26 protein-coding genes are annotated in these 24,525 nt (G+C 59.2%); 14 read left to right on the top strand and 12 right to left on the bottom strand.

The annotated features are described in order from the left end of the window. Positions 1-8 precede the first annotated feature (8 nt). Both ugpE and HK439_RS16115 read left to right on the top strand, forming a co-directional pair. Positions 9-851 carry a sn-glycerol-3-phosphate ABC transporter permease UgpE gene (ugpE, locus tag HK439_RS16110; protein WP_190292550.1) on the top strand — a complete coding sequence of 281 codons (843 nt, stop codon included), beginning with the start codon at positions 9-11 and terminating at the stop codon, positions 849-851. 8 nt (positions 852-859) lie between these two features. Beyond that, a complete protein-coding gene (locus HK439_RS16115; RefSeq protein ID WP_190292551.1) occupies positions 860-1,942 on the top strand; it encodes a sn-glycerol-3-phosphate import ATP-binding protein UgpC in 1,083 nt (360 codons plus the stop codon). A gap of 24 nt (positions 1,943-1,966) precedes the next feature. Here HK439_RS16115 and HK439_RS16120 read toward each other — a convergent pair whose 3' ends face one another. Both HK439_RS16120 and HK439_RS16125 read right to left on the bottom strand, forming a co-directional pair. After that, complete coding sequence (locus HK439_RS16120; RefSeq protein ID WP_209011869.1) at positions 1,967-3,169, bottom strand: MFS transporter; 1,203 nt, start codon at positions 3,167-3,169, stop codon at positions 1,967-1,969. Further along, positions 3,162-3,521 (bottom strand): MmcQ/YjbR family DNA-binding protein, encoded by a 360-nt coding sequence (locus HK439_RS16125; protein ID WP_190292552.1) that lies wholly within the window; start codon positions 3,519-3,521, stop codon positions 3,162-3,164. The genes HK439_RS16120 and HK439_RS16125 overlap by 8 nt, the downstream gene beginning before the upstream one ends. Before the next feature lie 216 nt (positions 3,522-3,737). On the opposite strand from HK439_RS16125, the gene HK439_RS16130 reads away from it, so the two are divergent. After that, the gene (locus HK439_RS16130; RefSeq protein WP_190292553.1) at positions 3,738-4,166 is read left to right on the top strand and encodes an Hsp20 family protein; all 429 of its coding nucleotides are present in this window, start codon (positions 3,738-3,740) and stop codon (positions 4,164-4,166) included. A 35-nt stretch (positions 4,167-4,201) separates the two neighbouring features. After that, positions 4,202-4,477, top strand: coding sequence for a DUF1150 family protein (locus HK439_RS16135; protein WP_190292554.1), 276 nt, complete (start codon positions 4,202-4,204; stop codon positions 4,475-4,477). A gap of 219 nt (positions 4,478-4,696) precedes the next feature. Here the strand turns inward: HK439_RS16135 and HK439_RS16140 are convergent, their stop codons facing one another. Further along, complete coding sequence (locus HK439_RS16140) at positions 4,697-5,911, bottom strand: OpgC domain-containing protein (RefSeq protein ID WP_268956921.1); 1,215 nt, start codon at positions 5,909-5,911, stop codon at positions 4,697-4,699. A 129-nt stretch (positions 5,912-6,040) separates the two neighbouring features. Then, entirely contained in the window at positions 6,041-7,423 is a 1,383-nt protein-coding gene (locus tag HK439_RS16145; RefSeq protein WP_190292556.1) for a tetratricopeptide repeat protein, read from the bottom strand. A 275-nt stretch (positions 7,424-7,698) separates the two neighbouring features. On the opposite strand from HK439_RS16145, the gene HK439_RS16150 reads away from it, so the two are divergent. The 3 genes from HK439_RS16150 to HK439_RS16160 all read left to right on the top strand — a co-directional run bounded on the left by HK439_RS16150 (position 7,699) and on the right by HK439_RS16160 (position 11,922). After that, entirely contained in the window at positions 7,699-8,853 is a 1,155-nt protein-coding gene (locus HK439_RS16150) for a YeeE/YedE family protein (protein WP_190292557.1), read from the top strand. 593 nt (positions 8,854-9,446) lie between these two features. Beyond that, positions 9,447-10,853, top strand: a complete 1,407-nt coding sequence (locus HK439_RS16155) for a cytochrome P450 (RefSeq protein WP_209011870.1) — start codon at positions 9,447-9,449, stop codon at positions 10,851-10,853. A 1-nt stretch (position 10,854) separates the two neighbouring features. Next, complete coding sequence (locus HK439_RS16160) at positions 10,855-11,922, top strand: lysophospholipid acyltransferase family protein (RefSeq protein ID WP_190292558.1); 1,068 nt, start codon at positions 10,855-10,857, stop codon at positions 11,920-11,922. A 171-nt stretch (positions 11,923-12,093) separates the two neighbouring features. Here HK439_RS16160 and HK439_RS16165 read toward each other — a convergent pair whose 3' ends face one another. From HK439_RS16165 to HK439_RS16180, 5 genes are all read right to left on the bottom strand, one after another. Further along, positions 12,094-13,128 carry a phytanoyl-CoA dioxygenase family protein gene (locus HK439_RS16165; protein ID WP_190292559.1) on the bottom strand — a complete coding sequence of 345 codons (1,035 nt, stop codon included), beginning with the start codon at positions 13,126-13,128 and terminating at the stop codon, positions 12,094-12,096. A 117-nt stretch (positions 13,129-13,245) separates the two neighbouring features. Then, on the bottom strand, positions 13,246-13,524 hold the full coding sequence (locus HK439_RS27370) for a DUF2285 domain-containing protein (protein WP_419247593.1): 279 nt from the start codon (positions 13,522-13,524) through the stop codon (positions 13,246-13,248). A gap of 289 nt (positions 13,525-13,813) precedes the next feature. Next, a complete protein-coding gene (locus tag HK439_RS27375; protein ID WP_419247591.1) occupies positions 13,814-14,059 on the bottom strand; it encodes a transcriptional regulator domain-containing protein in 246 nt (81 codons plus the stop codon). A 6-nt stretch (positions 14,060-14,065) separates the two neighbouring features. Then, entirely contained in the window at positions 14,066-14,755 is a 690-nt protein-coding gene (locus HK439_RS16175) for an acyl-homoserine-lactone synthase (RefSeq protein ID WP_190292561.1), read from the bottom strand. A gap of 74 nt (positions 14,756-14,829) precedes the next feature. Then, the gene (locus HK439_RS16180; RefSeq protein ID WP_190292562.1) at positions 14,830-15,567 is read right to left on the bottom strand and encodes a LuxR family transcriptional regulator; all 738 of its coding nucleotides are present in this window, start codon (positions 15,565-15,567) and stop codon (positions 14,830-14,832) included. A 139-nt stretch (positions 15,568-15,706) separates the two neighbouring features. On the opposite strand from HK439_RS16180, the gene HK439_RS16185 reads away from it, so the two are divergent. Continuing rightward, a complete protein-coding gene (locus HK439_RS16185) occupies positions 15,707-15,931 on the top strand; it encodes a helix-turn-helix domain-containing protein (protein WP_190292563.1) in 225 nt (74 codons plus the stop codon). 34 nt (positions 15,932-15,965) lie between these two features. On the opposite strand, the gene HK439_RS16190 is transcribed toward HK439_RS16185, so the two are convergent. Further along, entirely contained in the window at positions 15,966-16,274 is a 309-nt protein-coding gene (locus tag HK439_RS16190; protein WP_328804180.1) for a helix-turn-helix transcriptional regulator, read from the bottom strand. A 141-nt stretch (positions 16,275-16,415) separates the two neighbouring features. On the opposite strand from HK439_RS16190, the gene HK439_RS16195 reads away from it, so the two are divergent. The 6 genes from HK439_RS16195 (at position 16,416) to HK439_RS16220 (ending at position 22,099) form a co-directional block, all read left to right on the top strand. After that, positions 16,416-17,213 carry an IclR family transcriptional regulator gene (locus HK439_RS16195; RefSeq protein ID WP_190292565.1) on the top strand — a complete coding sequence of 266 codons (798 nt, stop codon included), beginning with the start codon at positions 16,416-16,418 and terminating at the stop codon, positions 17,211-17,213. Continuing rightward, positions 17,176-18,411 (top strand): M24 family metallopeptidase, encoded by a 1,236-nt coding sequence (locus HK439_RS16200; RefSeq protein ID WP_235987942.1) that lies wholly within the window; start codon positions 17,176-17,178, stop codon positions 18,409-18,411. The genes HK439_RS16195 and HK439_RS16200 overlap by 38 nt, the downstream gene beginning before the upstream one ends. After that, entirely contained in the window at positions 18,408-19,673 is a 1,266-nt protein-coding gene (locus HK439_RS16205) for a threonine synthase (RefSeq protein WP_190292566.1), read from the top strand. The genes HK439_RS16200 and HK439_RS16205 overlap by 4 nt, the downstream gene beginning before the upstream one ends. A 35-nt stretch (positions 19,674-19,708) precedes the next feature. Further along, complete coding sequence (locus HK439_RS16210) at positions 19,709-20,608, top strand: ABC transporter substrate-binding protein (RefSeq protein WP_209011871.1); 900 nt, start codon at positions 19,709-19,711, stop codon at positions 20,606-20,608. 106 nt (positions 20,609-20,714) lie between these two features. Beyond that, positions 20,715-21,371, top strand: coding sequence for an amino acid ABC transporter permease (locus HK439_RS16215; RefSeq protein ID WP_190292567.1), 657 nt, complete (start codon positions 20,715-20,717; stop codon positions 21,369-21,371). Further along, on the top strand, positions 21,368-22,099 hold the full coding sequence (locus tag HK439_RS16220; RefSeq protein WP_190292568.1) for an amino acid ABC transporter ATP-binding protein: 732 nt from the start codon (positions 21,368-21,370) through the stop codon (positions 22,097-22,099). The genes HK439_RS16215 and HK439_RS16220 overlap by 4 nt, the downstream gene beginning before the upstream one ends. Positions 22,100-22,161: 62 nt before the next feature. Here the strand turns inward: HK439_RS16220 and HK439_RS16225 are convergent, their stop codons facing one another. Both HK439_RS16225 and HK439_RS16230 read right to left on the bottom strand, forming a co-directional pair. Beyond that, the gene (locus tag HK439_RS16225) at positions 22,162-23,196 is read right to left on the bottom strand and encodes a PLP-dependent cysteine synthase family protein (protein WP_190292569.1); all 1,035 of its coding nucleotides are present in this window, start codon (positions 23,194-23,196) and stop codon (positions 22,162-22,164) included. Further along, positions 23,186-24,079 carry a kinase gene (locus HK439_RS16230; RefSeq protein ID WP_235987945.1) on the bottom strand — a complete coding sequence of 298 codons (894 nt, stop codon included), beginning with the start codon at positions 24,077-24,079 and terminating at the stop codon, positions 23,186-23,188. The genes HK439_RS16225 and HK439_RS16230 overlap by 11 nt, the downstream gene beginning before the upstream one ends. Positions 24,080-24,525: the final 446 nt, after the last annotated feature.

The following is a 24,525-nucleotide window of genomic DNA, read 5'->3' on the forward strand; positions in this document are numbered from 1 at the left end:
GATTGGTCATGAAACGTCTTCAGATCATGGATCACGTCATTCTGCTGGCCGGCGTGTTCTTCATGGTGGCGCCGGTCTTCCTGGCCTTCCTGACGTCGACCCATGACGCGGTCACCATTTACCGCTCCGGCATGCAGTTTACGCTGGGCGACAACTTCCTGGAAAACTACCACACGGTGCTGACCCAGGCCGGCGGCTTCACCAAGCAGGTCAACGGCCTGGTGATGCTGAAGAACTCGCTGATCCTCGGCTTCGGCTTTGCCATCGGCAAGATCGTGATCTCGATGCTGGCGGCCTATGCCATCGTCTATTTCCGTTTTCCATTTGCGAGCTTCTGTTTCTGGATCATCTTTTCCACCCTGCTCCTGCCGCTGGAAGTGCGCATCCTGCCGTCCTACGAGATCGTGCAGTCGCTCGGTCTGGTGAACACCTACACCGGCATGATCGTGCCGCTGATCGCATCGGCGACGGGCACCTTCTTCTTCCGCCAGTTCTTCATGTCGGTGCCCGAGGAACTTCTGGAAGCCGCGCGGATCGACGGGGCGGGGGCCTGGAAATTCTTCATCGACATCCTGGTGCCGCTGTCAAAGACCATGATCGCGGCGATCTTCATCATCATGTTCGTCTATGGCTGGAACCAGTATCTCTGGCCGACGCTGATCACCACCGACGAGACGTTCTTCACCCTCGTGCGCGGCATCAAGCAGATCCTCAAGGTCTGGATCGGGGCGCAGATCCCCGACTACGACCAGGCCATGGCGCTTGCCATCCTGGCCATGCTGCCGCCGGTCATCGTCGTCGTGATCTTCCAGAGCTGGTTCATCAAGGGGCTCGTCGAGAGCGACAAGTGAGGCAATAAATGGCAACGATTACGCTCGATACGGTCCGCAAGGTCTACGCCGGCAACGTGGAAGCAGTCAAAGGCGTGTCCGTCGATATCGACGACGGCGAATTCATCGTCCTCGTCGGCCCGTCCGGCTGCGGCAAGTCCACGCTTTTGCGCATGATCGCCGGCCTGGAAGACATCACCACGGGCGACATCAGCATCGGCGACAGGATCGTCAACAAGGTCGATCCGGCGGACCGGGACATCGCCATGGTGTTCCAGAACTATGCGCTCTACCCGCATATGACCGTCTACAACAACCTGGCTTACGGGTTGCGCAACCGGAAGATCGCCAAGGACGAAATCGACCGGCGGGTGAAGGAAGCCGCCCGCATTCTGGAGATCGGCGATTATCTGGAGCGCAAGCCGCGCATGCTGTCCGGCGGTCAGCGCCAGCGCGTCGCCATGGGCCGGGCCATCGTTCGCGAACCGGCAGCCTTCCTGTTCGACGAGCCGCTGTCGAACCTGGACGCCAAGCTCCGGGTCCAGATGCGGGTGGAAATCAAGCGCCTGCAGAAGGCGCTGGGCACCACCAGCGTCTATGTCACCCACGACCAGCTGGAGGCCATGACGCTCGCCGACCGGCTGATCGTTTTGAACGGCGGCGCCATCGAGCAGATCGGCGCGCCGGTGGACGTCTACGACAAGCCGGCTTCCACATTTGTCGCAAGCTTCATCGGCTCGCCCGCCATGAACCTGGTTCCGGTCCGTTCCGAAAACGGTCGTCTGCAGGCGGAAAGCGGAGCCGGCCTCGACGCGCCGAACCTGCACGGTTCGGACCGCTACCTCCTCGGCATCCGCCCCGAACATCTGGAAATCAGCGGCGAGAAGGCGAACGGCACGGATGGGCTTTCTATGGAATTCACCGTCAATGTCCTGGAACCGGTCGGTGCGGAAAGCTACATCTATGGCCAGCTCGACGGAGCCGGACCGGAAATCGTCGTGCGCGCGCCGAGCCATGCCCGCTATGATCCCGGCACGGTGCTCTATCTGAATGCAACGGCTGCCGACATTCATTTCTTCGACGCGGAAAACGGCCGCCGGATCGAAGGGTGAACCACCCGCTCGGGGGCGTAAGCGTTACGTCAGCGCCCTGAGCCGGAGCATGGCGACAATTCCGAAGGCCGGGCCGATGGCCATGATCACGAAGACGGCGGGCCAGCTTATGGCGGCCGCCAGCATCGGCGTTGCCTGCACCGTGAAGAAGGTCAGGCCAAAGCCGAGCGCGGTCTGAAACGTCATCAGGCTGCCGGTCATTTCCGGCGGTGAATGGTCGGCGACCAGCGCCGAGAACTGGGCTGAATCCGGCAGGATGGCCGCGCCCCAGACAAGCACGCAGATCATCGTGATCCAGGGCGGGCCGCCAAAGGTGGCAGCCGTCGCCAGTGCCGCACTGCCGCTGAAGGCGAGGGCTGTGAGCGCGATGTTTTCCTTGCCGAGGCGGTCCGCGAACAGGCCTGCCACGATGCTGGTCGCGCCTCCCGCCGCGATGGCGCCGAAGGCGAGCAGCCGCCCGAAGACGAGGGCCTTTCCCTCCGCCATCGACGCGCTGAAGGACAAGGTGGCGGCAAGGCCGATCCAGGCCCACATGGCGTAGAGCTCCCACATGTGGCAGAGGTAGCCCGCATAGGCGAGCCGAACCTTCCGGTTGGTCCAGGCGAGCGCTATGGAGCGGAACCGGAATTCTCCGGCCGCCGCATGGAAGGGCCCGAGTTTCGTCGCCAGGCACAGAAGCCCGCCGATTGCCGCCGCCAGGGACGCGACGCCGACGCTCCACCGCCAGTCGGCCCCGCCGGCAAGCGCCAAAAGATGGGGTGCGGCCGAGCCGAAGGTGAGCGCTCCGACCAGGGCGCCGACCAGAAAGCCACGGTCGCGCTGGCCCCAGCCGACGACGATCTTCATGCCGACCGGATAGACGCCGGCCAGCATGGCGCCGGTAATGAACCGGGCAAGGATCGCGGGATCGCTGCCGGGCACCGTCACCAGCAGGCTGGCATTGGCCACCGCCGCGATCAGGGCGGAGGCCGCAAAGGCCCGTCGCGGATCGAACCGGTCCGGCAGGCCGAAAATGGCGGAGACCAGCGCGCCCGCGACAAAGCCGATCTGGACGGCGCTCGAAAGGGCCGCCTGCCGGAATTCCGAGATCGGAACTTCCGCCACCATGTCCGGCAGGATCGCCGCCGACATGAACCACAGGCTCATGCCGGAAATTTCCGCCAGCATCAGGAAGAACAGCGACCGGTATTTGCCCGCCGGGGCAGAGATTGCGCCGGGTTCAGACATCGATCCCGAGCTCCTGGCGCAGTTTTTTCGTCAGTTTCGAAGCGACAAGACCATGCGCGGTGGCGATATAGGTTTTCATATCCTCATCGGTGAGCGTGCCGTCCTCGGCGACCTGCACCCATTTTGCACGCGCCAGGTAAGGTGCCGGAACGATGCCGTCTTCTTCCGTGAGCATCATGTAGGACAGGTCCGAACACTTGAAGGCGATCCGCTGCCCGGAGCCCTCGCCCCAGCTGGAGCAGATCGCGAAAATCTTGCCGCCGACTTTCCACACCGAGGCATTGCCCCACTGAACGACGTTGGTCGTGGCCGGCAGGCCGGCGCAATAGGCATCGAATTCGGAGCGGGTCATGGGCGTGGGCTTTGGAGAACGAAACGGAACGTGGAGACTTTGCAGGCGGTTCGCGGTCTCCGCAAGCCCCCGGCGCCGTCCGGCCGCTCAGTTGACGGGAACTTGAAGTCTCGGGCCCAAGTCGCCATATTCCTTGCAGACGAGGGGTGAGACCCACCCCGTCCGGATGCCTGGTACAGGGTCCGGGTGCAAGGTCGCTTTAAAAGGACTTTGACGATGACACGTATGTCGGCGTTTTCCAGCCCGTTCTTGCTCGGGTTCGATGACATAGAGCGGGTGCTCGACCGGGTTTCGAAAGCCGCCAATGACGGCTATCCGCCCTACAATATCGAGCGGTTGCCCAAGACCGAAGATCAGGGTGACGTCATCCGAATTACTCTGGCTGTGGCCGGGTTTACCCGCGAGCAGCTCGATGTGTCGGTTGAGGAAAGCCAGCTGGTCATCCGCGGCCGTCAGGTGGACGACAAGTCGCGCCAGTATCTGCACCGCGGCATTGCCGCGCGCCAGTTCCAGCGTGCCTTTGTCCTGGCCGAGGGCATCGAGATCCTCGGGGCCGACCTGAAGGACGGTCTTCTGTCGATCGATCTTGCGCGCCCGGAACCGGAACGCGTTATCCGGAAAATCGAAATCTCCAACGGCGAATGACCCGTTCGCCGGATAAGGAAAATGGAGAGTATCTGATGCACGACCCCAATACCCCCGATCGCGACGATACGACGTTCGACATCAGCAAGGATGCGCTGTCGGACCTCGGAAACGGAACCCTGGCCTATGTCCGCAAAATGCAGCCGGCCGAGCTGGAAAGCCTGTTTCCTGGAATGCCGCCGCTTGAGGGCAATGCCAGCCTCTGGGCTCTGTTGAATGCCGACGGCACCCCGATCCTGCTTGCCGAAAACCGTGAAGCGGCGATCGCCAATGCCTTCGAGCAGGAACTGGAAATGGTCAGCTTGCACTGAAGTCTCAGGCATGAGCCCGACATGAAAGACACCGGCCTCAGGGCCGGTGTTTTCGTTTGGAAAACAGAATTCCCCCTCCATCGTCACCCCGGGCGAACGCAGTGAGACCCGGGGCCGGGGAGGCAGAGCCTGACGATTTCTATCGAGTGGATCCGACAAAGACCGTGGCTCGCCGCTGGCGCTTCGTCCGGATGACGAAATTGGGGTTTGTCATCAAGCTCAGACTGTCTCGGCCTGCCGGCTTGCCTGTTCCTGGTTCTCTTCGCCGGCTTGCGGCGCGGGTCTGTCCTGCCGTTCCGGCTTTTGCAGCTTTGCCGGAGGTTTGCGCCAGGGCTGGCCCTTGAACCAGGACACCGTATAGGCGACGGCAATCAGGGCCATGAAGCCCAGGAGGTTGGACAGGACCTGCGGGATCAGCTCGCCCCGGCCCCAGACCATGTCGCGCAAAATACCCGCCGTCTGGGCGATCACAAGGCTTGCCATGAAGACGGCAAGCGACTGCTGGCCGACCTTCTGCACGACACGCACGAAGGCCCCCCATTTCCGGCCGTGGCCGTAAAGGCGGCGGCCGTGTTCGCCGGCTGCCAGCCAGGCGAGATAGGCGAGCGCCAGGAAATGGATATACCGGAACAGGCCGAATTCGGTCTTTCTCCAGAAGGGCTCGATCGAATTGCGGACGTCGTCGACCCATTGCACGTTCAGATGAATGCGGAAGTAGGCGAACGGCAACGTGACCAGCAGAATCGCGATCGCAAGGGCAACCAGCCCGCGGTTCACCGGCGGGGCGGGAAGCCAGCCGCGCATGAACGCAAAGCCGGTAAAGAACACAAGCTGCCAGGCGAACGGATTGAAGAACCACGGCCGGTCCGACCAAGGTTCCGCCGGCAGGCTGAGAAAGCCGAAATTCGCCAGAAGCCACAGGCCGATGGAGCAGGCGAAGGCCGCCGGCACCGAATAGCGCGCAACGAACATCATCACCGGTATCAGGCCCAGGATCACGATATACATCGGCAGGATATCGAAATAGTTCGGCACCCATGTCAGGCTGAACAGGCCCGGCAGCGTGACCCGCGAATTGTCGAAAAGGTGCCAGAGATTGAGCGATCCCACATAATCCTCGGTCAGGCCGCAGCAGGATTTCAGGAATCCGCTCTCATGCAGCGCGACCAGGCTGACGGCAATGATGAAGAACTGGCCGATATGCGCCCAGTAGACCTGCCACATCCTGTAGACGATCCGGGCAGCGCCCATGCCCCAGCCGTGGGTCTCGAACACCTTGCCGAAGGCCAGCGCCGACGCCATCCCTGAGCAGAAGACGAAGATTTCCGTCGCATCGGAAAATCCGAAGCGCGCCGGGATCCACAGTGTCCACCAGTTCCAGGGGACGTGGGCGATATAGATGATGAACATGCCGATCCCCCGGTAAAAATCCAGGCGGGGATCTCTCGGTCTTTTTGCAACGGTCGTCTGGGCGTTCACGATATCAGTATTCCTGAGCCCCTATGGGGGCAATTTAAATGCAACTCGCTCTAAAGAGGCTTTGTGTCTAAACCGGGATTGTCGTCACGCCGGCGTCGCGCGCAAGCGTTCATTCTGCATTACAAGAGACGCGCGCTGCATCCGGTCGCAAACCTCCAGCCGCTGTTCGGCGAACCGGTCGAGGCCGCCGCGCTTGCTGGTGCGGTCTTTCAATAGTTTTTCCGCGTCTTCCGCAAGGCCTGCGCGGATGGCCGCATCGATGGTCATCCGTTCGAAAACATCGCGCTGGGCATGGGATCCGCCGATCGTCGGCATTGCCTCGCGGGCCGAGGACAGCATGGTGAAGGCGGAGGCGTAATTTCCCTTCCGATACTGCTCCAGGCCCATCGCTGCGGGAAGTCCGGCCTCGGTCGAAATCCGCTGCAGGTCGCCTTCCTCTTTTGTGCGCCGGCGCAGATCGGCAATCAGGCGTTCGGTGCCCATGCGCCGCCCGCCGCTGAGGAGCGCGAGCAGATAGTGCAGGTCGGCAAAGACATTGCAGCCGTCTTCGGCACGCCGGTCGGAAAGGGCGGCCAGTTCCTCCCAGCGCCCGCCGACATTGACGCCTTCCAGTTCGAGCCGCATCAGCAGCGATGTGCCGTTGGAGATATCCCGGAAATCGTCGGTATGGTCCTGACGGATCTTCCGGTCGTAAAGGTCGAGGACCTTGTCGATTTCGCCCCGGTCCAGATACATCAGCGCCAGGTGCCACCACACGTGATAGCCGAAATTGTTGCAGTGGGCCCAGCCGTCGGGCCGGCTTTCAAGCCAGCCGATGCCTTCCTCGGACCGGCCGGTCATGTCGTGCACATGGGCAACCGCATGCAGCCCCCAGGCATCATTGCTGCAGAATTCCAGGCCCCTGCGGCCCACGGCCTCCGCCTCGCGGTAGGAGCCGGTTTCCTCCAGCGCGAAGGAGCGGCAGCCGAGCACGAAGCCGTAGGAGGGGTGCTCTTCATCGTAGTCCGGCATAACCCGCTCGATGGAGGCGCGCATGCCGTTTGCATCGCCCAGGATGAAGCGGATGGCCTGGGAAAGCTTCACCAGCAGGGCATCGCGTGGCGTCTTTGCCAGCGCCTCGTCCAGAAGGTCGGCCGAATGGGACGGCCAGCCATCGAGCCATGCGCGCAGGGCCGCGATGACGACGGCTTCGCGCGGCGTGACCGGCCGGGTCCTTGCAGCGGTAACGGCGGTTTTCCAGGCGTCTTCGGCGGCCTCGTAAAGCTCGCGCCGGGCAAGCAGCAGGCAGAACAGGCCGCGGGCACCATGGCCGAGCGCAAAGTCCGGGTCCCGCTCGAGCGCATCCTGAAGATGGCCTGCCGTCGTCGCGCCATGAGCAAGAAAGGCGTTGACCGTGGATGTCCATGCGGCCAGCGCTTCCTTGTCTTCAAGGGTGATCTCGTACCCGAACTGGTCTGTCAGACGCATTGGCTGCCCTTCGTTTCGATCGCTCTGGTCTACCGGCACGGGTGCCGGCACCTAAGGCTGTGGGGCTCGCGCCACGGCATCGGCGGCGCCTCGAAAAAATTGTGCAATACGAAAGGAACCGCAGTCGGGCGTTGAACTGCAACACACAAAAAGGTGTTGGCCGCGTGTGCGAAAACCGCGTTATCCGGTCTCGTTAGAAAATCATGCTGCGAATTCCTTCCGCGAGAGAAAGCCGTTTCTTGTCGCGCGGAGCGGAAAATCCTAGGTCATCAGGTATGCAGACTATATCCGTTTCCACGTCCCAAAGGACGGTCCTGTTCGTCGCCCTCAGCGCCCTGGCTCTAGTCAGTTACGGTGCGTTTCTGGCGGCTGGCCCCCGGCATGCGCTGGCGACATTGATCGGCGGCCTGGCGGGACTTGCGCTTTACCACGCCAGCTTCGGCTTTACCGCCGCCTGGCGCCATCTGGTGACCGAGCGGCGGGGCACCGGGCTTCGGGCGCAGTTCGTGCTGATCCTGCTGGTGTCCGCGGTTTCCTTTCCCCTGATTGCTTGGGGCAAGGACTTCGGCCTGCCGACCGGGGGCTTCGTGTTTCCCTTCGGCTATGCGGCCGCGATCGGGGCGTTCATGTTCGGCCTCGGCATGCAGATCGGCGGCGGCTGTGCCTCCGGAACGCTGTTTACGGCAGGCGGCGGCTCGACCCGGATGATGGTGGTGCTCGCGACCTTTATCCTCGGCTCCGTCCTGGCGACTGCCCACATGCATCTGTGGGGCAAGCTGCCGAAGCTGCCGTCCTATTCCCTGGTTCAGGATTTCGGTCCGCTCGGTGCCTTCGCGATCACGGCCCTGGTGCTCGGGGCGATCGCCCTTCTGACGATCCGGATCGAACGCAAGGCCCATGGCCGGGTCCTGCCGGCGCGCAAGACGGATGCCCTGTTGACCGGTCCCTGGTCGTCGATGCTGGGCGCGCTTCTGCTGGCCGTGGTCTGCATCCTGACCTTCGTCGTGGTCGGCCGGCCCTGGGGCATCACCTCCGGCTTCGCGCTTTGGGGCGCCAAGGTCTTTTATGCGCTCGGAATTCCGGTGGATACCTGGCCCTACTGGTCCTGGCAGAAAGGCGCCCTGGAGGGCTCCCTGCTGAGCGACATGACCTCGGTGATGAATTTCGGCGTCATTCTGGGCGCCATGGCGGCAGCGGCCCTAGCCGGTAAATTCGCCCCCGTCCGGCAACTGTCGCAACGCGACCTGCTGACCGCGATTGCCGGCGGCCTTCTCATGGGCTACGGCGCCCGCCTTGCCTATGGCTGCAACATCGGCGCCTATCTCGGCGGCCTGGTCTCCGGGTCCCTGCACGGCTGGCTGTGGCTGCTGTTCGGCTTCATGGGCAGCCTTGTCGGCACGAGGCTGCGGCTGAAGCTTGGAATGGGTTGACTACAATTTTCGCATTTGGTTGGACGAAAGTCAGGGGTGTCGGTAACGAGACATCGCCGGTAACAAAGACGGGCGGTGATGCTCGGCAACGAACGCCTAATTCATTTTGCATCACACATGGGCCGCAACTGAAGCTAGCCAATATACAGTTTCGACGCCGCTCGTCACAGCCTGCGGCGCCCGGATCTTGGTTACCTGTACCGAAATGTAATAGTTTATAGAAACAGTCAGCGATCTTGCGGGTGGCGGCACTGATTGCTGTTTTGCTTGCCAATCAGCGCTGCAAGGCGGCAACAGAACGCACCCAACAAAGCGCCGTTTTGCCAATCGTTGCAGTGCGACTCGAAAATTGAGCTGCTGGAGCCCATCGGAAACATTCTGCCAGCTTAAAGATGAGGCAACTTCAAAGCAGCTCTGTAAGCTGAGAACACGGCCGAGAAGCCAATCAGCTTTCGGCAAATCCAGTGCTGATCAGTGTGAGTCTTGTTCATAGCATTGAGACTTCGATCAAAATAGGGCATAGGAGTGTGAGAAATTAGGGTTAGCAACATTGACTAGATAATGAAGCTCGTCTGTATAGGAAGGAACCGGGTGTGACCGTCGCCGATCCCGTGAACGAAAAGGCCCCTACGGAAGACTTCATACCGCCCTACCCGTTCCGGCATGAGACCATGCCTCCGGTCTGGAAGCTGATCGGCATGGCGAAGAAGAATTTCCTCGCCATCTGGGGCGTGGAGGATTTCCGCGGCCGGCTGAGAAGCCGCAAGGTGTTCACCCGCGAACTCGTCGTCTGCAACCGGCCGGACGTGGTTCGCGAAGCCTTCCAGGCCAATCACGAGACCTTGCAGCGCAAGAGCCCGCAGATGCGTCACGCCCTGGAGCCGCTCCTGGGCGACGGCCTGTTCGTCAGCGATACGGACACCTGGGCGAAGCGGCGCAAGGTGGTTGCCCCGATCATCCACGGGTCCCGCGTGCCGGGCTTTGCCCCGATCATGGTCGACACGATCCTGGAAAAGCGCGCCGAATGGGCTGCTCTGGAAAACGGCGCGCAAATCGACGCGCTGGCGGAAATGGCGCACCTGACGGCGGAGATCATCTGCCGGACGATCTTCGGCCGCCAGCTCGGCAAGAACTACGCCAGCGAGGTGGTCCAGGGCTTTTCCGACTACCAGAAATACATCGACCAGGTCGACCTGATCTCCATGCTCGGCTTGCCGGAATGGCTGCCTCGCTTCCGGGGTAGCGCGATCAGGAAGTCCAAGGAGCGCATCCTGAGCGTCCTCGATGAAATCATCGACAGCTACCAAGCCCAGAAGGAAGCCGGTGAAGCCTCGGTCATCGGCGGGCTGCTGGAGGCCCGCGACGAGGACGGCAATCCCCTGTCGCGGGATGCAATCCGCAACGAGGCGGCGGTGATCTTCATGGCCGGCCACGAAACCACGGCCAACACGCTGGCATGGACCTGGTACCTTCTCTCCCAGTCGCCGCGCGTCGCCAGAAGGCTTCGCAAGGAGGTCGTCCTGACGCTGGGTGACCGAACGCCCGGCTTCAAGGACGTGGCCAACCTGCCTTACACCCGGGCGGTGATTGAAGAAGCATTGCGCCTGTATCCGCCGGTGCCGATCCTCGCCCGCGAAGCGATGGACGATACCGAAATCAGCGGCAAGCGGATCGCCAAGGGCTCCCTGGTCATGGTCGTGCCTTGGCTTATGCACCGCAATCCGGTACTGTGGGACAAGCCGGATGCCTTCTGGCCGGAACGGTTTCTCGGCAATGATTCCAAGAAGCCGAACAAATACGGCTATGTCCCCTTCAGCATCGGTCCGAGGATATGCGCGGGGCTGCAGTTCGGCCTGACCGAGGCGATCCTGAGCCTGGCGATCCTGGCACGGGATTTCGATCTGAGGCTCGTCCCCGGCACGGATGTCCAGCCGGTCTGCCGCCTCACCCTGCGCCCTGGCGACAAGCTGCCGATGACCGTGCATACGCGCAAACCCTGAGATGGCGCCATTGCCCGGTGGCACACCACGGAAGCCGGGACGCCCGCGACTGTCACTCGATGCAGTTCCCTTTGAGGAAACCTATCCGGACGAACCGTCCGCCCCGCCCGTTCGCGATCTCCTTGCCCGCGACCCGGAGCGGAACCAGTCGGCGCGCCGCTACTGGCTGCGCCACCCGCTTCAGGGAACCGTCAACCGGGCCTTCCACGAGCTTCTGCGGTTTACGCCCTGCGAGGTAACGTCAGGGATCGGCGCCGCGCTCAGCCCCTTCGCCTATTGGCGCTTCAGGGACCGGAAATTCGCCCGGCGTATTGCCCGGAACCTGAAAACGCTCGCGCCCGACCTGTGCGATACGGAAACGCACCACGAAGCCAGCGTGAAGGCCTGGTGGCGCAACATCGGCCAAACCATCGCCGAGTTTTCCTCTGTCAACCGCTTCTGGCCCGAGGGGCGGATCACGATCGAAGGAATGGAAAACCTCGACGCCGCGCGCGCATCCGGCGGGCCGCTGATCTTCGTCTCCATGCATCTGGCAACCTGGGAAGCGATCTTCGCCGCCGTCCAACTGGGGCTTGCCCCGCCGAACATCGGCCCGTTCCAGCCGGAACCGAACCGGTTCACCAACCGGATCGTCTACAATTCCCGCAAGCGGCGAAACCAGTATCTGTTTCCTCCCGGCCAGCGCAGCGCCTATCGCCTGCACCGGCTGCTCACCGGCGGCGGGGCCGCCTCGATGACGATCTTCATCGACGAAGTGCGGGACAACCAGATCCACCTACCCCTGTTTGGGCGCAAGCCGCCGGACAAGGGCAACGCGGTCGTCGCCGTCAAGCTTGCCAACGCTTCGGGCGGAACCCTGGTTCCGCTCTACCTGACCCGGGAAAAAGGCGCCCGTTTCCGGCTCCACATCCTGCCGCCTGTCCCTAAACAGCCGGCTTCGGATACGCCCTACCCCCTGCCCGATACCATCTTGAAATTCAACGCGATATTCGAACCACTGGTGCTTGGGAACATCCGGCAGTGGTACATGCTCGGAGAGCTACGGCTGCCGAATAACAAAAATCTCTAAATCAGGCCACCGGCTACCGTTCGGATATAGCAATCACCTGACAGTAATGCCAATTCCAAATACTCCGGCCCGCTCGACCAACGCGATTTGGATTCCGAACTGCGCAAGGTCGATGTTCATCGGTTCTTTTGATTCCCGCTGGAAACCAGACCCGTCCTGAACATATTTCAATTAGATATGCGGCTCCGACCGGAGTTCCACAGGTCCGACCGGCCGCCAGACGTTACCCTTTTTGAAGTACTTTTCCCGCAGGTCCGAATAGGCAAGGTGAAGCTTCAGCTCGCGCTCGCGGATACCGGGCAGGCTCAAGGGGTCGAGGCCGGTCCAGGGCAGGAATGGATTGCGGCGCATGTGCCAGTGAACCTCCGCCCGTGTGGTCGGCCGATCAGAGGGCGTGCGGCCGTGGAAGGCAAAGGTATCGGCCACGATCAGCGTGTTCGCAGGCACCGCCATCCTCACCGGCTGCGGCAGGCCGAGCGCGTCCAGTTCTTCAGGCGTAATACGGAACGAGCCGCTGGCATGGTGGTTGCGCGCATCGGTGCTGGCCGTCAGCGAGCACTGATACTCCCATTCGAGGCGTTCCGGGGTGACCTTGTGCGACCCGGGGACGAAACAGAACGGCCCGTCCTCCTCCCCGACATCCTGCAGAAACAGCCAGGCCTTCGACGTGGCGTGGAAAGTGTCGGAATGGACATCCGTCTGCGGATCCTTCTTGCCGCGCTGAGGTTCGGCGATCACCGTCTGCAGGAACATCTGCGGCTGGCCGCCCTGGGAAGCCGCGTAGTGGATCATCGCCCGGGCACGCGGATCGCGAACGGTTTTTGCCAGCGCCGGATTGACGCCGAGCACGTTCGGCGGCAGGGGCGTCATGCGGGTCACTGTCTGACCCTGGCGCATCTCCCGGGCCTCGAACGGTCCTCTTGTGACTTCTTCCGTCAGGGCTTTGTAAAGATCGTCGGGCAGAAAATCGCGGACGAGGAAATAACCGTTTTCATCGAAAAACCGGCGCTCCTCGTCAGGCACGGACGAGGCCAGTCTCCGGCGCCTGGAGGCGGCAAGGGCGGCGGCCACCTGCACCCGTTTCCGGTGCAGGCCCCAGCGATTCAGCTTCGGGCTGCCGATGATGGGGTTCTTCCGATAGGATTTTTCCGACCCGAAAACACCCAGGAGCCAGATCGGCGCATTCAGATAAGACAGGGCATTCATCGATTAAGGCTCGCGATGTCAGGCTTGAAACTAAATCTATTACTTAGAATTTACGATTTAGGTTTCCTTTTTAGATGATGAGGCACCCAATGGCGAGGATCAACCGTATAGGACAAACTATTGCAAGAGGGTCCGATAGCCGCCACCAAGGATCATTTTTTCGGCAGAGCGGATAAGGCGTTGAATGCGGCTTCTCAAATAGTCGGCTTGCCAGTCGTTGCTCACGCGATCTTCGCCGAAAAGCGCGATGGCGATTTCACGTTGACTAGCCCCTGCCTGCATGCCGTCATGAGCTTGCAGCATCATGGCCCACCGACATGCCTTACGTTCCGGGGGAAATAGCGAAACAGGCAGGCGGCCGAGCCGCTCCAACGCCAGAAGGCGGCGCAGCGTCATGATTTTCGCCTCGATGTCTGTAAAGCCAGAAAGGCGATAAACGAGGTGGACAGGGCCGGACAATAGGCTGCCCGCAACGACATCAAAGCGCAGAGAACGTGGACCGTCGCTGATAAGAACATGTTCACCGTCAAGCGAACGCAGGATGGTGACCGGATGAGGCACGCTCAGAAGATCAAAGGCGTCGCCGTCACCTACGACTTGGGCAGGTAATGCCTCAACCGGCAAAATATTGGCGAGGTAATCGCCGTGCCAGAAAACCGAAAAGGAGCGGGCCGGTGCCGATGGTCTATCGGCAAAATCGAACCCCCCAAGCCAAAGCTTGGTTAGGTGCTGTTTTCTGCGTAACAAGACTAAGTGGCGGCGCAGAGCGCAAGAGCTTGCGGGATGCAGGGTCTGCCAAAATACGCGGACAGTCAGGATGCCTCCGCAAAAATTCCCAGGCCCAGTCGGCACGGTCGAGAGTAAGAAGGCATTGGTAATGAGCTCTATTTTGCCAGCATTCAAAAAGAATGTCTTCGCCTACTCTTGACATGTTGCTTTATCCTCTCGCCTGCGATAACCCGTTGCAGGTTTCGGCGCGGAGTTGAGCTGCTTCCTCTCCTTCCGACTCCGATATTGATTTCCACCACAGAACGGAACCGTCGATGGCATATGCCCGGCGTGTGGTTTCAAGAGCGGCTGGGCTCATATCAACGATGAGACCTATGATGGTTTCTTCGCGGTGCACTAGTGATGGCCCAAGCGATCGAGGATTCCATCCGAGCCGCGCCAGGCGATCAAACCAATAGGTTTCGCAAACGATCGAGAGGTGACGTATCCGGTGCCGAAGGCAGTATTCAAGGATGCCGCAATAGACTGCTCCGGCCGCGACACACGGATAACCCGGTTCACGCAGCGCTGATACAACGAATATACGTGTCCATTCGTAGATGTCGTCAGCTTTCGGCACCCCAGACGGCGCCAGTTGAGGAAACACCTCACTCATCAAATGGGGCTTGAGACTGGGGAGAAGCCGGGATCCCGCCACAACTCCTTCGCCTGGAGTGATAGCAAGCAGATAGGTGGCATCCTCGGTATCGAATTCATCGACCTCGCGACCATCAGGGCGGGCAAGATCATGCCAGCCGCGCTCATCAACGTAGATCTTGTGCCGCAACCGGAAATGCTGTTCGAGATGGATCTGATAATCGCATTGGTTCGAACGATCGACGATATGAATCTGAAACATGAGATACCTCCCGGCCTTTTCAAATACCTTGACCAAGGAAGTTTTTGCCCGCTATCCCGAAATTTGGCGATTGATCAGGGATGGATTTCCTGCCTCAGGATCGCTTTGACAACCGCATGAACGTTGTTTACGGCCTCGAGCTTCTGCTTGGCGTTGCGTTGATGGGTGAGTACCGTGTGTTGGGAGATGGAAAGGATGCGAGACACTTCCCAAGACGTCTTGCCATCGGCCACCCAACGCAAGACCTCTCGCTCCCGCTCAGACAAAAGCGGCTTTTGGGAATGGTGCCTGTCAGATTGGGTTCGCAAAACTGCTTCAAGTGCCTGGCGCGCGAGGATCTGAACGATTTGCCGAACCGCTGGTTCGAGTTCCATCGTTTCCCCAGAGACGGTGATCACAGCAGGCAGGGCAAAGGGTACGTGAATGGGCACGCAAATCCCCTGACGAAGGCCGAACTCGGCGGCCTCATCCATCACCCGTTGGGCGGAAATCTCCAAGCCCTCCTTACCGATATCGCTCCATAAAAAGGGATGCGCAGTGTTACGGCAAAGGGCGGCACACGGATCGTGACGATAGAGTCCAGCGGCATTGTAATGGGCATACCATTCGGCCGGCCATCCATTGGCGAGTATATGTTCGTGCAGGAGCATTTCCCGCGGCAAAGGCAAATTGGTGATCAGATATGCGAAAAAACCGAATTGCTTAAGCTGCGAATAAAGCGTTGCAAGGATTTCGTCATGACTGGCCGCTATTTCGAACACTTTGACCAGCTCAATCAGATTAAGGAGATCGCTTTGATTCATCGGCGACATCGCAGGGAAACTCAACCTATAAATGCATGAATTTTGCAATACAACTTTATCTTGACGCAAGCCAGCCAACAAGACAGCAACATACGAATGATTATTATAGTAGGTGGAGATAGGCGCGGCACCCTGGCTGTCTCAATACATGAGGTTGAGATCAATCGTTGCGCGAAATTTAAGGCTTCTACGTCAGGCGTCCGGCATGAGCCAGGAACAATTGGCCGACCTCGCCAGTGTTGATCGGAATTATATTGGCAAGCTTGAGCGCGAGGAAAATTCGCCAACGGTCGACACACTTGAAGCGATCGCCCTCGCTTTGCAGGTCGACGTTGAATGGCTGATCCGGCGTCCGCCACCCGACAGACACTAACGCATTCCACCTGTCAGATCGAACTAGGCTTAGCTTATCTTGTCGATCGGCGTGCCGATTTCCTTTTGTTTGCTGACTTACCAAACGTCACGACCGATGCGTCTGCCCGATCTCCCTTGTCAGGGTTGCCATGAGCTTTTGCCTTCATCGGCTTGACGAAAAATTCTAAAATGTCGGTCCCAAGCACCTGAGCAAGACTTGCCAGAAACAGAATGGTCGGATTTCGGCGTCCGTTCTCGATGCCGCTCAAATAACCGCGCGTACAACCGGAGCGCAGCGACAAATCCTCTTGGGAAATATCGCGCTCGCGCCTTAGGCGCTGCACGTTGAGACCGACAACCACGCGAACGTCCATACCTGCATGGTCATCACGACGTACACTTTAGAGCGACACACTATAGTGAACATTCGCACTTGACATCACACAAGCTTTTCCGGTTGAATATCAAAATATGGAACAATATTCCGAAAAAAGGAACGTTTTATGTCAGGCAGTCTTTCCCTTGAGAGAGGGTTGTCCGTACTAAAAGCACTGAAGGACTCCGATGAGCCCCTGGGGGTGCGTGAAATCGCCCGGCGGCTGGAGTTGAGTGCACCAGCCATCCAGAGACTTCTGAACACGCTTGCCGATCATGGCTATGTCGAGCAGGCGGAAGACACACGGCGTTATCGCATCGGTCACGGTGTTCTGGTGCTTGCCCAGCACGTGCTTCGTAAGGATCGGTTGATCGGTATTGCCGAACCCGAACTACAGACACTGGCATCCGAAAACAGCTTCAATGCATTTCTCGGGGTACGTCGCAATGCTGTGGCTCTCTATCTGCTTGCGATCCAAAGCCGCAGTCCGGTCGTCATCCGCTCCTCGCCAGGCGAAACGATGGCACTACATTCGACGGCCCTCGGAAAGGCACTTCTCACCGGACTATCCGATGAGTCGATTGGTGATGTGCTTGGTGAGGCGCCGCTTGATAAATTAACGCCGCGGACGGTGACAGATCCCGGCCAGTTGATCAGCCAGATCCAAGCGGCACGTCCTATCGGCTACACGACTTCGCTCGACGAAAACATTCTTGGTGTCATTTCGGTCGGAGCGCCGGTGCGCGATGCCACCGGCAAGGTGATCGCAGCAATCAGTGTCGCCTATCCGCGCTCGGTCGGCCCGCAGCTCGAAATTGCCGAAGTCGGAGAAAGAGTATTGGCTGCCGCTCTCCGGATTTCAACAGGACTGGGTTTCGCCGAAGGCAATGCGCGAGAAGAAAAGGATCATCTTCATGTTCTCTAGCAGCGCCCTCCTCAACGAAGAGCGTCTTCACCTCCTGATGGCGGAGGCTGAATTTGATGCAATTGTCGCGACTGCGCCGGAAAACGTCACCTATACGAGCGGTTTTTGGGCTCTGCCTCAATGGATTCGCCGCGGCCCTCAGGCCTATGTCATCTGGCCAGCTTCCGGCAAAGACGAAGTGGAAATCATCACCAGCACGGCAACACTCGATTTGGTCGCCGATCAGAGGATCTGGGTCAACCGCGTGCGCCGCTATGGGACCTTTAATGTTGATGGAGCGGCGCTCGACGCAATGGATTCGGTCAGTCGACGGCTTATCGACCTGCAAAAGGCTCCCGTCCATGACGATGCACTCACCGCGTTGACGGCGGGTTTAATGGATACGGGGCTCGGTCGCGCCCGCATCGGTATCGACGAAATCGGGTTGATGCCCGGACAGTTCGAAGCCCTTCAGGAGCGTCTTCCCAATGCCGAACTGCTTCCGGCCGCGGGCCTGTTCCGCGCTGTGCGTGCGGTCAAAACAGATGAAGAGATCGCCCGGCTGGCCAGGATCGCAGAGATTACCGAGCGTTCAATCGAAGCCGCTCTTGCTGTCGCTTTAGAAGGCGCAAGCGAGCTCGAGCTCGCGCGCGCTTTCCACGCCCAGACGGTGCAGGACGACGCATTTCCCGTGCTGGGATGCATTGGCTTCGGCGAGAGAAGCGCCCTGATGAATGTTCAGCCCTCCGGTCGAAAGCTGACAAGAGGAGACGTGATCCGTTTCGACGTTGGCGGACGCTACCGGCACTATCGTGCGGACATTGCCCGCATCGCCACATTTGGCGAACCAAACAGGGAAGTCCGCCAATATCACCGAGCTCTGCTCGCCGGCGTGGAAAGCGCATATGAGTTGATCAAACCGGGCGTACGGGTGGCGGACGTCTTTCAAGCCACAGTTGAGACCGTCCGCCGGGAAGGCATCAGCCACTACCGGCGCAATCATGTCGGCCACGGCATCGGTATTGACGGCTATGACGCACCGAACCTCACAGCGACGAGCGACGAGGTTTTTGAAGCCGGAATGGTACTGTGCGTCGAAACGCCTTATTACGAGCTCGGCCGCTGGGGTTTGCAGGTCGAGGACATGGTTGTGGTGCGGCCGGATGGCGTCGAAACTCTCATGACATCCGACGGCGATCTTTTCATGGTGACGCCATGACCATGCTCAATGGCTATGCCTGCGTCCGTTGCGGATGCTGTTACCCGTCAGATATTGCCATCGACTCGCGTGGGTGCCCGGCTTGTCGAGACGAGACGCCTGCCAATCTGAGGGTTATCGAACATAACGTGGCGGATGCGGCCGGTTGCAAATCTTTGCCCTCGCTATGGCGTTATTCGGACTGCCTCCCGTGCCCTGTAGAGTTTGCTGTTTCACTGGGAGAGGGTTTGACGCCGCTCCTCGAAGCACCTGCCATAGGCGCTGAACTCGGCCTTTCGCGTCTCTGGATCAAGAATGAGAGCCACAACCCGACCTGGTCACATAAGGACCGGTTTTCTTCGGTCGCAGTTTCCGTCGCACGCATGCAAGGCGCAAGGATCGTGGCCACCGCCTCCTCAGGCAATGCAGGCGCCTCGCTTGCCGCCTACGCGAGCCGGGCCGGACTGACATGCATCGTTGCCACATTTGCCGGCGCTGCCGGACCGATGCTTGCTCAGATCCGCAAGACGGGCGCAACCGTCGTGCCCTTTGCCAACAAAACCGATCGCTGGGACTTTATCGCTGAGGGGGTGGAGCTTCACGGCTGGTTCGCGACCTCTCCCTTCCGCGCTCCGGTCGTCGGCAGCCATCCGGTCGGCATCGAGGGCTACAAGACACTCGCTTACGAAATCGTCGAACAGATGGGAGGAAATGTGCCTGACTGGTGCGTTCTACCGGTCTGCTATGGCGACGCGTTAGCCGGCCTGTGGCAAGGTTTCAAAGGTCTCTATGAGCAGCGCGCAATCGCTCGTCTGCCGCGACTTGTTGCCGCCGAAGTTCACGGTTCGCTGACAGCTGCTCTTGCTGGGACTGGCGATGGCATACCCGACATGAAAGCTGAGTTTGCGTCTCTTGCCATTTCGATCGGCGCCACCCGCAGCACGTTTCAGGCGCTGATTGCACTCAGGCAGTCGGATGGCCTGGCCGTGCCGATTAGCAATGAAGGATTAATTCGGCTGCAGGAACGCCTTGCTGAACGCGAAGGTATTTTTGCCGAGCTTGCATCTGTGACACCGCTTGCGGCTATAGCGATGCTGAGGCGCCGGAACGTGATTGCGGCAAACGACCGTGTCGTGGCGATTGCGACGGCAAGCGGTCTCAAGGATGTCGATCGCTCACTTTCTTCGCATGACCCACTGCCCACTTATCACTCCGTACCTGAAGCCTGGGAGGCCATAGGGCGCGAGAAGTCTATCACCCCTCGGGCATTTGAACCGGTTTGAACCATGGATTGAATGATATAAAAATGGAGAGGAATATGCATATCGACCTTACCAAGCGGTCGCGCCGTTGCGCGGCTTCCCTCAACGCAGCCAACCGTTGCCCGCAAGGGCAAAACCTGCTCGAAACCGTTGACCCTGCTTTTGCGATGAGGAGACGGCCGTCCGGATCGCTCAAAAGACGCGGAACGCCACAAGTCATTGCAAGGGTGTTCCTCTCCTTGATGGCAGTATTCGCTCTCGTGACTGATGCGTTGGCTCAGGAAACGATCACGATCGGGGTCACCACCACCGGTGTCCCGTTCACCTTTGTCGACACGGTGACTCAACAACCGACCGGTGCGATGGTTGATCTTGCCAAAGCGATTGCCCATGACAATGCCTTAAAGGCGCAATTTGAAATCATGGCATTTCCTGCCCTGATCCCGGCTCTGAAGAGTGGCAAGATCGACCTGATTTCCGCCGGAATGTTCGTGAAGGACGAACGCAAGAAAATCGTCAATTTCAGCACACCGGTCTATGCCTTCGGCGAAACCATGTTCGTCGCCGCAAACGACCCGCTCAATTATAAGATAGGGGACCTGAAGGGCGAGGTGGTCGGTGCGCAGATTGGCTCGACCTTCGCCCATTCCCTTCAAGGTCTTGGTATTTTTCGGCAAGTCAAGCTCTACGACTCCATCGCCGACATCATGCGCGACGTCAAACTCGGCCGTATCAAGGCAGGTTTCGGCGATCAACCGATCGTTGCTTATCAGCTCTCGCAAAATTCGGCCCTGGGCGTGCGCATGGTTGAAGATTACCAACCCATAGATAGAGGCCAAGTGTCCCTGGCCGTCGCTAAGGACAATCCTGAACTGAGCAAACGACTCGAGGCTTCTATCGCCAAGTTCAAAGAAAATGGTGAGCTTGCAAAAATCTTTGCCCGGTACGGGCTTTGAGTAGCGCTGATTTGACAGGGGCTGAAAATGACGATGAACGCCAATCACGATCGCTTTGCCGACCATGGGGGCAATCGGGCATCCCCGCGCAAGAAGGAGGCCTGTAATGAGTGAATTTCTCTCTCGTTCGGAGAGTTACCTCCCTTTTTTGCTACAAGGTCTTTGGCTGACGGTCCTCGTCACTCTCCTTGCCCTTTGTCTCGCGACCAACATTGGTCTCCTTTGGGCCTTATTCAGAACATCCAGCGTCAACCTGCTGGTAGTGCCAACCCGGTTTTTCGTCGAATTCGTGCGCGGTATCCCGCTGCTTGTTCTCCTGTTTTATATCTACTTCGTCGCGCCGGAAATCGGCGTCAATCTCACCGCTTTCCAATCCGGTGTACTCGGTCTTGCGCTTGCCCATTCCTGCTATCTCAGCGAGACCTTCAGGGCCGGCATCGAGGCGATTGACAAGGGCCAAATCGAGGCAGCGCGCTCCATTGGCATGAGACGGCCATTGATGATGCGTCGAGTCGTTCTGCCACAGGCCTTCAGGATTGTCCTGCCGCCTTATGGCAACAACATCATCTTGCTGCTCAAGGATTCGTCTCTGGTATCGGTCATCTCGGTCACCGATCTCACCATGCAGGGCAAGATGCTTGCCTCGTCCACGTTCGACAACATGACCGTTTTCACACTTGTGGCGTTTCTTTATCTATGTCTGACCATACCGCTCAATTTGCTGATGCGTCGCCTTGAGACCACGATGGGAGTTGGAGGATGATCGTCTTCAATAACGTCCATAAATCCTTCGGCACCATTGAAGTGCTGAAAGGAATCGACGCGGAAATCCGAAAAGGCGAGGTGGGGTGTCTGATCGGCCCATCCGGCTCCGGCAAGTCGACCCTTTTGCGCTGTGTCAACGGACTGGAGAGTTATCAACGCGGCTCAATCAGCATTGACGGCACGGTTGTGGATGCGACATCCCGGGATATCCATTCAATCTGCGCACGGGTCACGATGGTGTTTCAGCGGTTCAATCTTTTTCCCCATCGCACAGCATTGGAAAATGTCATGGAAGGTCCTCTCTATGTCTTGAAAGAGAACAGGAAAGAGGTTTGTGAACGCGCGATGGAACTGCTCGATCGTGTCGGCCTTGCTGAAAAGATGCATGCTTTTCCCGGTTCGCTTTCTGGAGGCCAACAGCAACGTGTGGCCATTGCCAGGGCGCTCGCCATGCGTCCCGAAGCCATTCTGTTTGACGAGCCCACATCCGCGCTCGACCCTGAAATGGTGGGCGAAGTGTTACAGGTGATGCGGGCACTTGCCGGGGAGCATATGACAATGCTCATCGTCACCCATGAGATTCAGTTCGCGCGCGAGGTTGCCGACCAAGTCCTTTTCCTGGATGGCGGAAAAATTGTCGAACGCGGTTCGGCGCAAGAGGTCCTGCGAGATCCGAAGCATGGGCGAACTCAGGACTTCTTGAAGCGCGTCATGCATCCAGCTTGATAGGAACGGTCTTTTGGCCTGATCGGGCCACTGGAACAAAATATGAAACAGAGGGCTAGATACTAGGCTCCAACGTCTGCATTGGGCACTTCTGCAAGGGAACGTCGCTGCCAGGACATCCGTGACCAGAATTCTTCTCCCGCAGGTTCTATCCTGGACAAGGTCACAGGGCCGTTGACATCTGCCAACGGCCAACCGTCGACGCCGGCAAGCCAATCGTCGTTGAAGACGGTATCTTGATATCGAAAGCCTTCGTCGGGAAGGATTACGACTGTTACCGCATCAGGATTATTCCTTGCATACCAATGCGCCACCAAGGCCGCCGCACCGCTTGTCGGCCCCATGAACAACGCATTCTCCCGATGGAGCTTCCGGGTAAAGGCGAAAGCCGGAAGCGCACCAACCCAGTGCACTTCGTCGATCATTTGATGTTCGAGATTGCGCGGCAAAATCGAATTGCCAAGCCCACGCAGAAGTCGTCTGCCGGCTCTCTGGCCGAATAATACGCTGTGCTGGGTATCGACTGCAATCAAGAAGAGACCGGAAAATACGTCCCTCAAAAAGGTACCGGTTCCGCACAGAGATCCGCCGGAACCGACACATCCGACCAGACAGTCGATGCTGCCGATATTGCGGGTGATCCATTCGGCAAGTCTCCCATAGGCCAGCTGATTGTCGGGATTGTCGTATTGCCGCGGCCAGAACGTCTCGTAGTGCTCATTGAGAATTGTCTGAAGCCGGGCAAGCCGCTCGCGCTGCGCACCCGAACCTTCGGGGTCGTCGACTATCTGGATGGTGGCGCCGAGATCGCCCAGGCGACGCCTTAGTCGCTCGTCGATCAAGCTTTCGGCACTTATCAGAGTCAACTTGAAACCACGCATCGCCGCCAGCATGGCGAGCGCGAGCCCGAATGTGCCCGAAGTTGTTTCCGCAATCGAACCGTGGGGTCGCAGTCTACCATCTGCCTGGGCGCAATCGAGCATGTACCGGGCCGGCAAGAGCTTCATCAGAGGAAAGCATGCAGCAAAAAGATTGGGCGCCAGGCGCGCGAGCCGCGGCATTTCGAGGGCCGCGAGAAGGTCACTTCTATCGCTCATTGCGGTAATCCTCTGCTAAGCTACCGTCGGCATTGACGGAGAACAGCCTGACCCCTTGGACACCGACCGCCTTTATTTTCCCGGCAAGGGCGGCGGCGCGTGTCACAACGCCACGTTCATTGGCGTCAAACAGTACCCCCAGCAACGACCCGCTATGGGCTACTTGAACACCGCAGGCGTCATAGTCCTCAGCTAATGTCACAAATGCCGTGAACTTGCTCTTGGCCAGATGGTGCTGATTGATACGCGCACTTGCGGAGGCGACTTGTCCCATCAACTTTGGGTCTTGCAGCCTCACGGCACGATAGGTAAGACCGCGGAGCGTACGAAACAACTCGATTTCCCGAGGGTCATACCGTGCACGTGGCAGATCGAGCGTGTTGATCGCAGAACCTTGTGTCTGGAAGCCGACCACTATAAATGGCGGAAATTCTCCCCCGAAATGCTCGAGGATCCGTCCCTCTCGATGGGAGAACAAGACGGCTTGGTCTCCATAGGCAATAGCATCGCTCGCCCCTTCTGCCTCGGTGGCCAATCGAGAAACCGTTGAGCGACGCAACGTGGCGCCCGTCGCTGCAGCGACCGCTCGGATTGCGGCAATAACATCAGCAGTTGACGAGCCATAGCCATGGCCAACTGGAATATCGCTTTCTACGGTAAGATCGCCGCTCGCGTCGTCATAGCCTAGGTATGCAAGTGCCAATGCCGCCGCTCGTGCGGCCTTCGTTCGATTCGTCGGCCGGGAACCGATGCCACCTTCCCCTTTCGGCCAAAACGTGACGAGGGACTGCCAATCCGGCATCGGCAATGTAACCAGTCCACGATGCAGACGTCCCTCCTCACCTTCAAACACACCTTGCAAAAGTTCGCCGTGATGGGCCATCGCTCGGCCGACCCCCACATGAAGTCTGCGCTTCGGTTGTCTGCCATGTTCGTTTGTGAGTCTTTCCGGCCGACCGCCTTGCTGTTTCGCTTTGTCTGGGGCCATCGCTTCAGCCTCCCGGTTAGAAGGCAATCATGAAAGAAGCACCAGCCGTCTGTCACTCGCCAGATTTAGGTAGAGGATGACGTGAGCGGTTAATGATCATTCGGCTATGTTGATTATTAGGATAAGGTTTATGGAAAGCGACGCCGATGAAATCCGGTTTTTCATCTCTTTGAGGCCTCTCATATGGCTGATCGTGTTGCCTTTGCATCTAGACTGCGGGTTTCGGTAATCCCCGGACACAGATTTCAGTAATTCCCGGACACGCGTTTCGGTAATTCCCGGACAGGGATTTCGCTAAATCCCGGACAGTTCCGGGCCCCCGGACACGGTTGGTCATCGCC

The sequence above is a fragment of the Roseibium aggregatum genome (assembly GCF_014692675.1).
Taxonomy (GTDB): domain Bacteria; phylum Pseudomonadota; class Alphaproteobacteria; order Rhizobiales; family Stappiaceae; genus Roseibium; species Roseibium aggregatum_C.

What these genes read in the sequence shown, in the direction of transcription:
- ugpE (WP_190292550.1), top strand. Translation starts at nt 9, where the DNA reads ATGAAACGTCTTCAGATCATGGATCACGTCATTCTGCTGGCCGGCGTG.
- HK439_RS16115 (WP_190292551.1), top strand. Translation starts at nt 860, where the DNA reads ATGGCAACGATTACGCTCGATACGGTCCGCAAGGTCTACGCCGGCAAC.
- HK439_RS16120 (WP_209011869.1), bottom strand. Translation starts at nt 3,169, where the DNA reads ATGTCTGAACCCGGCGCAATCTCTGCCCCGGCGGGCAAATACCGGTCG.
- HK439_RS16125 (WP_190292552.1), bottom strand. Translation starts at nt 3,521, where the DNA reads ATGACCCGCTCCGAATTCGATGCCTATTGCGCCGGCCTGCCGGCCACG.
- HK439_RS16130 (WP_190292553.1), top strand. Translation starts at nt 3,738, where the DNA reads ATGACACGTATGTCGGCGTTTTCCAGCCCGTTCTTGCTCGGGTTCGAT.
- HK439_RS16135 (WP_190292554.1), top strand. Translation starts at nt 4,202, where the DNA reads ATGCACGACCCCAATACCCCCGATCGCGACGATACGACGTTCGACATC.
- HK439_RS16145 (WP_190292556.1), bottom strand. Translation starts at nt 7,423, where the DNA reads ATGCGTCTGACAGACCAGTTCGGGTACGAGATCACCCTTGAAGACAAG.
- HK439_RS16150 (WP_190292557.1), top strand. Translation starts at nt 7,699, where the DNA reads ATGCAGACTATATCCGTTTCCACGTCCCAAAGGACGGTCCTGTTCGTC.
- HK439_RS16160 (WP_190292558.1), top strand. Translation starts at nt 10,855, where the DNA reads ATGGCGCCATTGCCCGGTGGCACACCACGGAAGCCGGGACGCCCGCGA.
- HK439_RS16165 (WP_190292559.1), bottom strand. Translation starts at nt 13,128, where the DNA reads ATGAATGCCCTGTCTTATCTGAATGCGCCGATCTGGCTCCTGGGTGTT.
- HK439_RS27370 (WP_419247593.1), bottom strand. Translation starts at nt 13,524, where the DNA reads ATGACGCTGCGCCGCCTTCTGGCGTTGGAGCGGCTCGGCCGCCTGCCT.
- HK439_RS27375 (WP_419247591.1), bottom strand. Translation starts at nt 14,059, where the DNA reads ATGTCAAGAGTAGGCGAAGACATTCTTTTTGAATGCTGGCAAAATAGA.
- HK439_RS16175 (WP_190292561.1), bottom strand. Translation starts at nt 14,755, where the DNA reads ATGTTTCAGATTCATATCGTCGATCGTTCGAACCAATGCGATTATCAG.
- HK439_RS16180 (WP_190292562.1), bottom strand. Translation starts at nt 15,567, where the DNA reads ATGTCGCCGATGAATCAAAGCGATCTCCTTAATCTGATTGAGCTGGTC.
- HK439_RS16185 (WP_190292563.1), top strand. Translation starts at nt 15,707, where the DNA reads ATGAGGTTGAGATCAATCGTTGCGCGAAATTTAAGGCTTCTACGTCAG.
- HK439_RS16195 (WP_190292565.1), top strand. Translation starts at nt 16,416, where the DNA reads ATGTCAGGCAGTCTTTCCCTTGAGAGAGGGTTGTCCGTACTAAAAGCA.
- HK439_RS16200 (WP_235987942.1), top strand. Translation starts at nt 17,176, where the DNA reads ATGCGCGAGAAGAAAAGGATCATCTTCATGTTCTCTAGCAGCGCCCTC.
- HK439_RS16205 (WP_190292566.1), top strand. Translation starts at nt 18,408, where the DNA reads ATGACCATGCTCAATGGCTATGCCTGCGTCCGTTGCGGATGCTGTTAC.
- HK439_RS16210 (WP_209011871.1), top strand. Translation starts at nt 19,709, where the DNA reads ATGCATATCGACCTTACCAAGCGGTCGCGCCGTTGCGCGGCTTCCCTC.
- HK439_RS16215 (WP_190292567.1), top strand. Translation starts at nt 20,715, where the DNA reads ATGAGTGAATTTCTCTCTCGTTCGGAGAGTTACCTCCCTTTTTTGCTA.
- HK439_RS16220 (WP_190292568.1), top strand. Translation starts at nt 21,368, where the DNA reads ATGATCGTCTTCAATAACGTCCATAAATCCTTCGGCACCATTGAAGTG.
- HK439_RS16225 (WP_190292569.1), bottom strand. Translation starts at nt 23,196, where the DNA reads ATGAGCGATAGAAGTGACCTTCTCGCGGCCCTCGAAATGCCGCGGCTC.
- HK439_RS16230 (WP_235987945.1), bottom strand. Translation starts at nt 24,079, where the DNA reads ATGGCCCATCACGGCGAACTTTTGCAAGGTGTGTTTGAAGGTGAGGAG.